Origin of the sequence: Vibrio sp. S234-5, from assembly GCF_000960595.1 — a bacterium.
In the GTDB taxonomy this organism is placed as follows: Bacteria; Pseudomonadota; Gammaproteobacteria; order Enterobacterales; family Vibrionaceae; genus Vibrio.
This window is the reverse complement of the sequence record NZ_JZAM01000326.1, coordinates 1-437: the sequence shown is the minus strand read 5'-3', so window position 1 is coordinate 437 and position 437 is coordinate 1. Positions and strand designations below refer to the sequence as shown.

The 437-nt window shown below is 57.0% G+C and carries 1 pseudogene; it reads right to left on the bottom strand.

The features are described from left to right. A pseudogene (locus UF06_RS25060) lies at positions 1-437 on the bottom strand (ATP-dependent RNA helicase HrpA); the annotation flags it as partial.

The following is a 437-nucleotide window of genomic DNA, read 5'->3' as shown; positions in this document are numbered from 1 at the left end:
AATACCGCCAAGGCCGAGCGACGTCATTTGCAAAATAGCCGAGGCTAGGTTGGTGCGCAGAATTTCCGGATCGGTGAGCTCTGGGCGTGAGTTAAAATCTTCCTCAGAGTAAAGCCAAATACAGGTCCCCTCTTCCACCCGTCCACAACGGCCATTACGCGGGTTGGCACTGGCTTGCGAAATGGGTTCAATCGGCAAACTCTGCACTATGGTGCGATAGCTGTAACGGCTGATGCGCGCTGTACCCGGATTAATCCCGTAATTAATCCCCGGTACCGTCCGCGAGGATTCCGCGACGTTAGGCGCCCGCTCAACCCGACGCCCAACGTGCGGCTGGAAGGTTTTATTCTGCTCGCCCGCTCACATACGGGCGTCAACGGGGCGGCTTTCGGGGTATTTGCGTTTACTTATCGCCACAGCATCGGCGGGATAACGGG